We start from the raw sequence: 7801 nt of genomic DNA, 5'->3' as shown, positions 1-7801 counted from the left end.
CCCGTCACGATGCCGCCGGCATCGCGATCGGGAGACGTGCCCTCGGACACCCGATCCGGCGTCGGACGACACCGCCCTCACACGACCGGAGTGATCGTGTGAGGCATCGGACCGTCCAGGCCGCACCAGGTGCCCCAGGGCGTGAGGGACCCCGCCCCCGCATCCCCGGACCACGGACACGATCCGTGCCGCCGGACGCGGAGAGAACGCGGGCAACCAGGACACCCAAAACCGTTCGGGATGTCCGCAGTGCCAAGGTGTGGGTCCAAGACTCACTCCTGCTCACTGAATAGGAACGGTGGAGGTATGAGCGCCGGACGCGGTCCTCAGCGCCAGGGGACCTCGGTGGAGGCGAAGTAGCTCAGGTCGCGGTCGCTCCACAGGCGGCCGTGGTGGGCCAGGCGCTCGCGGTACTCCGTCCACTCGGGGGCCCGCCCGCACCAGGCGGCCTCCGCCACCGAGGCCAGCCGGGGGAGCAGGAGCACGGAGACGTCCGCGAAGCCCGCGAACCGCTCGGCGAAGACCGTGGCCTCCACGCCCGCGACGCACGCGTCCGGGATCGCGTAAGCGCCCGGGTCCCACGCCGCCGTGTGGCGAACGCCCAGCGGGCGGTATCCGTCGAAGCCGAGGCGGGCCGCCTCGCCGGACTGCCCGGGCGGCGCGAACTCCGCCGCGTACGGCCGGTCCAGGTACAGGTGGGACTGGGGCGACAGCAGGACGCGCCCGCCGCCTTCGACGGTCCGGCCGAGGTCGTCGTCGGTGGGCGCGAAGAACCTCTTGAGCGCCCCGATGATCTCCAGGGTGCGGCCGGCGGCGACGAGTTCGGGGCGGGCCGCCAGCTCCTCGGCCGTGTCGGGCAGGTCCATCATCGCCACGTCCACCCAGTACTGGGCGATGTCCTGCGGCCCGATGCCGGCGCGTGAGGACTCCTGCCAGGCGACCGGGCGCTTGCCCAGGGCGCGGACGATCGCGCGCAGTTCGCGTACGGAGGCGTCGAAGCTCTCCGGGGTCGCGCCGAACGCCTCGTCGGCGCCGATGTGGACGTGGGGGCCGGCCGTCAGTGCGCAGACGTCGGTGAGTATCCGGGTGACGGCTGTGCGGGTCGCCTCGTCGCTCAGGTCCAGCGGGGGTACGAAGGGGAAGCGGTCGGCGAGGCCGGGCGGGGCGGGGGCCGGGGGGAGTCCGGGCACGGCCTCCCGGAGCGTGGCGCAGTGGCCGGGCAGGTCGATCTCGGGGACCACGGTGACGAACCGCCGGGCCGCGTAGTCCTGGAGCGCGCGGAACTCGGCCGCGGTGTAGAAGTCCCGCGCCGCGCCGTCCGGGCCGGGCGCCGTCAGCCGGGGCGTGCCGGGCAGTTCGATGCGCCAGCCCTCGTTGTCGGTGAGGTGCAGGTGCAGCACGTTCAGCTTGTAGAGCGCGGCGAGGTCGATGATCCGGCGCAGTTCGTCCGGGGTGAGGAAGGTGCGGGCCGGGTCGACCATGAGGCCGCGCCAGGCGTAGCGCGGGGCGTCCGCCAGCTCCTGGAAGGGCAGTTCGCCGGGCGCGCGGCTGGTGGCGATGAGCTGAACGGCTGTGGTGGCGCCCCGGAACGCGCCTTCCGGGGTGCGGGCGAGGCAGCTGATGCCGGCGGCGTCCACGCGCAGCCGGTAGCCCTCGTCCACGGGGTGGGCGCCGCCGCCGGGGGCTGCGCCGAGGGGCGGCGCGCAAGCCTCGCCGTCCAGGCCGAGGACGAGTTCCAGGGGCGCCAGGTCCGCGCTGCCGGACAGGTGCGGGGCGAGCAGGGCCCGTACGGTCCCGGCGACCTGCTCCAGCGCGGGGTCGGCCGCCCGTACCCGCCAGGGGCCGGTCGTGCGCAGGGCGCCGGAGGGGGAGGCGGGCCGGGGGTCGGCGTGCGGAATGACGGCGTTCACGAGGCTTCTCCCTGTGCGCGATCGGGGCCGGGATGCCAGGGGGCCGGAGCGGCGATGTCAGGTTCGGGCGGCCCGGCCCCCTGGGCGTTCGGCGCGGGCTCCGGGGCGAGTTCGGACCGACCGCCTCTTCTCCCGTACCGCTGCCACCTGTACGCTAACACGAAAACCGATCAATGAACGCTTTTTGCGGAGTGGGCGCGGCCCGCCTCCGGGCGAGAGGAGAACCCGATGGTGCACGAGGCCGGACCCGGTTCCGCGCTGCCGGAAGGCTTCCTGATGGGAGCTTCGACTTCGGCCCACCAGATCGAGGGCAACAACGTCTCCAGCGACTGGTGGACCCTGGAGAACCACCCCCGCAGCTTCATCGAGGAACCCAGCGGCGACGCGGCCGACAGCTTCCACCGGTGGCCCGAGGACATGGACCTGCTGCGCGAACTCGGCTTCGACGCCTACCGGTTCAGCGTCGAGTGGGCCCGGATCGAACCGCAGCGCGGCCGTATCTCGCGGGCGGCCGTCGCGCACTACCGGGCCATGGTGCGCGGGGCGCTGGAGCGCGGGCTGACCCCGGTGGTGACCCTCCACCACTTCACCTCACCGCAGTGGTTCAGCGACCTCGGCGGCTGGACGGCCCCCGAGGCCGCCGAGCTGTTCGCGGCCTACGCGCGCACCTGCGCCGAGATCCTGCGCGAGGGCGTCCGCTATGCCGCCACCATCAACGAACCGAACATCATGGCCCTGATGTACGCCCTGCGGAGCCATGCGGCCGAGCACGGCTGGGAGAGCGTCGCCCAGGGCACGCACGCCGCACGCGAGGCGGGGGCGGCCGCCGTCGACCCGGCCTCGTTCGAACCGGACCCCGAGGTGATCCGGGCCCTGATCCGCGCCCACCGGGCCGCGTCCGCCGCACTGAAGGAGACCGTCCCCGGCCTCCAGGTCGGCTGGACCGTCGCCAACCAGGTCTACCAGCCCGAACCGGGCGCCGAGGCCGTAGCGACCGCCTACGCGTGGCCGCGCGAGGACGTGTTCCTGGAGGCGGCCCGCGAGGACGACTGGGTCGGCGTGCAGGCGTACACCCGCCACCGCATCGGCCCGGACGGCACGCTGCCCCCGCCGCCGGGATCCGAACTGACCCTCACCGGCTGGGAGTTCTATCCCGAGGCGCTCGGGGAGGCGGTACGGCACACGGCGGAGGTGGTCGGCCGGGACGTGCCCGTCCTGGTCACCGAGAACGGCATCGCCACCGCCGACGACGACCGCCGCGTCGCCTACACCGCCCGCGCCCTCGCGAGCCTCGCCGAGGCCATGGACGAGGGCATCGACGTACGCGGCTACCTGCACTGGAGCGCCCTGGACAACTACGAGTGGGGCAGCTACCGGCCGACGTTCGGGCTCATCGCCGTCGACCGGCACACCTTCGCCCGCACGCCGAAGGAGTCGGCGCGCTGGCTGGGCGGCCTCGCCCGGGACCGCCGGCTGCCGGCCGCCGCGCCGCTCGGCTCGGTACCCGCCCCGTCCGCGCGTTAGGGTGACCGGCATGGCGAAACGGGGCCCGTACGAGAAGGGCGAGGCCAAGCGCAGCGAGATCCTGCACGCGGCACTGGAGATCTTTGCCGCCGAGGGGTACCGGGGTACCTCGCTGCGGAAGGTGGCGGCCAAGTGCAGTCTGAGCCTGCCCGGCCTGATGCACTACTTCGACTCCAAGGAGGACCTGCTCACCCAGGTCCTGCGCATGCGTGACGAGACCGCGCGGGTCCGGCAGGCGGAGCGCGCCGACCCGCAGGGCTACCTCGAGATCATCCGGGAGGGCGCCAAGACACCCGGCCTGGTCGAGTTGTTCGTCTCCATGGCCGCCGCGGCCAGCGACCCGGCCCACCCGGCCCACGCGCACTTCGCCGAGCGCTACCCCGTGCTGCGGGAACGCGTGGCGGACTTCGTCCGGGACGGGGTGGCGCAGGGGCGGATCAGCTCCGCCGTCCCGCCGGAGCGGCTGGCCGTACTGCTCATCGCCGTGGCCGACGGCATCCAGCTGCAATGGCTGATCGACCGCTCGACGGACATGGAACAGCCCATCGAGGACCTGCTCTCCGTCCTCGATCCGCGTACGGCGTCCGACGGGGCCTGAACACCGAAGGGGAGGGGCGGCGCCACCGCGCCGCCCCTCCCCTTGTCTTCGTCACGGTCACTGCCGGCCGAGCGCCGCCGCCGTCCCGGTCACGGCCTTCGTCCAGTCCGCCCAGCGCGGGTCGCCCCCGGCCGCCGGCTCCCAGGCCATCGCCGTGCACACGTACCCCACGGCGAGGCCGCTGGCGGGGTCGGCCATGCCGAGACGGCCGCCCGCCCCCGCGTGGCCGAACGAGCTCTCGCCCAGCAGGGGCAGGCCCCGGCGGGGCAGCTCGAAGCCGAGCCCGAAACGGGAGCGTCCCGAGCCGTCGCCGCCGTCCAGCGGGGGCGGGGGCGGCACGTCGTCGTTGCGCGGGGCCCGGGCCCGCTCGACGGTCGCCGCGGACAGCAGCCGCACCCCGTCCACCGGGCCGATGAGCGCCGCGTACAGGCGGGACAGGGACCGGGCGTTGCCGATGCCGCCGGCCCCCGGCAGCTCGGCCGCACGCCCCTCGCGCGTCGTGAACCCCCTGGTCACGGCCGCCAGCTCCGCCGCCGAGGCCCGCAGCGCCCGGGAGATCGGACCTTGCGGATCGAGCCCGAGCCCGGCGAGGAAACCGGCGACCTGCTCGGGCGAGGGGTCCGGGCGTACGGAGAACTGCGGCACGAACCGGTGCTCCTGCTCCGCCGGCAGCCCGATCCACAGATCGAGGCCGAGCGGGGCCGCCACCTCGGCGTCGAAGAAGGCCCCGATGCTCCTCCCGCAGACCCGGCGGACGACCTCGCCGACCAGGTGCCCGTACGTCAGTGCGTGGTAGAGGGACGCCGTGCCCGGCTCCCACAGCGGGCGCATCGCCGCCAGGTCCGCCACCCGGCCGTCCCAGTCGAGGAGGGCGGGCAGTCCGGCCCCCGCCGCGTCGGCCGCGAACGCGGGCAGCCCTGCCCGGTGCGTGAGCAGATCGGCCACCGTCGTCCCCGCCTTGCCCTCGGCGGCGAACTCCGGCCAGTAGCGGGCCACGGGAGCCTCCGGGTCCAGCGCGCCCCGCTCGCTCAGCAGGTGCGCGCAGACCGCGACCAGCCCCTTCGTGACCGACATCAGCACCCCCACCGAGTCCGTCCCGAAGGGCGGCGGACCGGCCGCCAGGTCCACCACCAGCCGGCCCCGGTGGTGGACGGCCAGCTGTGCCGAGCCGGGGTCGTGCGCACACCCCCGTACGAAGGCGTCGCGCACCTCCTCCCAGCCGGGCGCCACCCGCCCGCTCACCACCGCGTCGCCCCGCACGTCAGTCACCCTGCCGGTCCCGGGCGGCCGCCGTGCGGGCCTCGGCCTCGTCGGCCAGGGCGGGCAGGCTCTCGGGCGGCAGGGGGCTCTGCGGGAACTCCGCGACGACGTCGAGTGGCACCCCGGCGAGGAAGCGCCGCATCACGGGATCGGCCAGGGCGCCCGCCCCCTCCCGGGCGGAGCCCGCGCGGGCGCGGGCGAACGCCTCCCCCAGCAGCGGGCCGCCCACCGGGTGCTCGAACCACTCGGCGAGCGTGTTGCGGCCGGTCAGCCGCAGGCCCGAGGGGTCGCCCTCGACGTCGGTCCCGACGGACGCGCGGATGTCGCGCGAGGAGGCGCCCGCCTCGATGCGGTAGCGGCCGCCCTCCACCTTCCAGCCGCCCTCCCGCTCGCTGAAGTACGCCAGGTCGTGCCGCGCCACGTGCACGGCGACCTCGCGGCGCTCGCCCGGCTCCAGGAACACCGACGTGAAGCCCCGCAGTTCGCGCACGGGCCGCAGGACGCGCGAACCGGCCGGCCCGCTGCTGTAGACCTGGACGATCTCCCGGCCGGCGACGGAGCCGGTGTTGGTGACCGTCAGCGCGACACGGAAGCCGTCCCCGTCCTCCCGTACGCTCATGCCGTCGTAGCCGAACGTCGTGTACGACAGGCCGTGGCCGAAGGGGAACGCGACCTCGCGGCGCTGGGCGTCGTAGCCCCGGTACCCGACGAAGACCCCCTCGCCGTACCGGGCCCTGCCCTCCTCGCCGGGGAAGGAGAGGTGGCTCGGCGAGTCCTCCAGCCGCAGCGGAACGGTCTCCGCGAGCTTCCCTGACGGGTTGACCGTCCCGAACAGCACGCGGGCGAGCGCCCCGCCGCCCGCCTGGCCGAGCAGCCACCCCTCCACGAGGGCGGGGACCCGCTCCTGCCAGGGCGCGGTGCGCACGACCCCGCCGTTGGAGAGGACCACCACCACGCGGGGGTTGGCCGCCAGGACCCGGTGCAGAAGGGCGGTCTGGGCGGTGGGCAGGTCGAGGTGGTCGCGGTCGAAGCCCTCGGACTCGTCCTGCGGCGGCAGGCCGAGGAACAGCACCACCGTCCCGCTGCGCCCGGCCAGTTCCACGGCCTCGTCGGCCAGTCGGGCATCCGGCTGCCCGTCATCGGCGCCGGGCAGCGCATAGCCGGCCGCGAAGCGCACGTCCGCGCCGGTGGCCAGTGCGCGCAGGCTGTCCAGCGGGACGTCGAGCCGGGTGGGGGTCACCTGGGAGCTGCCGGCCCCCTGATACCTGGGGGTGCGGGCGAACTCGCCGATGACGGCCACGCTGCCGGACGCCGGGTCCAGCGGCAGCAGCGCGTCGTCGTTCTTCAGGAGCACCACGCACTGGTCGGCGGCCCGCCCGGCGATGCGGTGCGAGGCGTCCACGTCGAGGGTTGCCGGGGAGCCGGTCCGGCCGGTGGCGCGGTGGGCGAAGAGGGCGAGGCGGTCGACGGTGCGGTCGAGCACCGCCTCCTCCAGCGCGCCCGACTCCACGGCGTCGGCCACCTCGCGGTCCGTGCGTCCGCCGGGGCCGGGCATCTGGAGGTCGAGGCCGGCGCGCAGGGCGGCCACCCGGTCGCGTACCGCGCCCCAGTCGGACATGACGATCCCGTCGAACTCCCACTCCTCGCGCAGGATCTCGGTCAGCAGGCGGGTGTTCTGTGAGACGGGCACGCCGTTGACGCCGTTGTAGGACGCCATGACGGACCAGGGGCGGTCGCGGCGGACGACGCGTTCGAAGGCGCGCAGGTAGATCTCCCGCAGCGGGCGCTCGTCGATGTCGGCGCTGACCCGCATCCGGTCGGTCTCCTGGTTGTTGGCCGCGTAGTGCTTGAGGGCGGCCCCCACCCCGGCGTTCTGCAGCCCGCGCACCATGGCGCCGCCCAGCTCCGCGGAGACCAGGGGGTCCTCGGAGAAGTACTCGAAGTTGCGGCCGCACAGGGGCGACCGCTTGATGTTGATGCCCGGGCCGAGCACGACACCGATGCCGTGCGCCGCGGCCTCGGCGGCGATGGCGCCCGCGACCTCCTCGGCGAGCTCCGGGTTCCAGCTGCTGCCGAGGGCCACGGCGGGCGGGAAGCAGGTCGCGGGGGCGGCGCTGTGCAGATCGAGCTGCCCGCCGTCGCCGCTCTCCCGGGGCAGCCGCAGCCCGTGGGGGCCGTCGGACATCCGGACGGCGGGCACGCCCGCCGCTGCGGACCCCTGGCTGACGAAGTCCCCGGACCCGCTGGTCAGGGACGCCTTCCCGGCGAGCGGGAGGCCGGCGGCGGGGGAGGGGAGGGGCGCGGATCGCTGAGTCATACGGGGTACCTGTCGGGCTTTCGTGGAGGCGGCGGCGGGGTGCCGCGGCGGGGTGGGCGGGCCGTGCGGCCGGGGGCGTCCGGGGCCGCGAATCGGGGCAAGACGGCGTGCGACCCAAAAACGTATGGTGATCGGTTTTCGGTGTCAAGGGCCTGCGCGCGCGGCGCCGAAGGGCCCCCGAACGCCCGGATT

General features: G+C 74.9%; 5 protein-coding genes and 1 pseudogene. 3 read left to right on the top strand and 3 right to left on the bottom strand.

Features of this window, described 5'->3' with window-relative positions:
* Positions 1-293: pseudogene (locus E6R18_RS35130) on the top strand (IS200/IS605 family accessory protein TnpB-related protein); the annotation flags it as partial.
* Positions 294-326: 33 nt separating this feature from the next.
* On the opposite strand, the gene E6R18_RS29775 reads toward E6R18_RS35130, so the two are convergent.
* On the bottom strand, positions 327-1910 hold the full coding sequence (locus tag E6R18_RS29775; RefSeq protein ID WP_136319988.1) for a family 20 glycosylhydrolase: 1584 nt from the start codon (positions 1908-1910) through the stop codon (positions 327-329).
* 228 nt (positions 1911-2138) lie between these two features.
* Here E6R18_RS29775 and E6R18_RS29770 point away from each other — a divergent pair, with 228 nt between their 5' ends.
* Complete coding sequence (locus E6R18_RS29770) at positions 2139-3434, top strand: family 1 glycosylhydrolase (protein ID WP_136319987.1); 1296 nt, start codon at positions 2139-2141, stop codon at positions 3432-3434.
* A 10-nt stretch (positions 3435-3444) separates the two neighbouring features.
* Positions 3445-4032: a TetR/AcrR family transcriptional regulator gene (locus E6R18_RS29765; protein WP_136319986.1), complete on the top strand. Its 588-nt coding sequence runs from the start codon at positions 3445-3447 to the stop codon at positions 4030-4032.
* A 57-nt stretch (positions 4033-4089) separates the two neighbouring features.
* Here E6R18_RS29765 and E6R18_RS29760 read toward each other — a convergent pair whose 3' ends face one another.
* Complete coding sequence (locus E6R18_RS29760) at positions 4090-5301, bottom strand: beta-lactamase family protein (protein WP_240799895.1); 1212 nt, start codon at positions 5299-5301, stop codon at positions 4090-4092.
* Positions 5294-7609, bottom strand: a complete 2316-nt coding sequence (locus tag E6R18_RS29755) for a glycoside hydrolase family 3 C-terminal domain-containing protein (protein ID WP_136319985.1) — start codon at positions 7607-7609, stop codon at positions 5294-5296. Before E6R18_RS29755 ends, E6R18_RS29760 begins: the two co-directional genes overlap by 8 nt.
* Positions 7610-7801 lie beyond the last annotated feature (192 nt).

The organism is Streptomyces sp. A1277, assembly GCF_004795015.1.
GTDB lineage: Bacteria > Actinomycetota > Actinomycetes > Streptomycetales > Streptomycetaceae > Streptomyces.
This window is presented reverse-complemented; position numbering and strand designations above follow the sequence as displayed.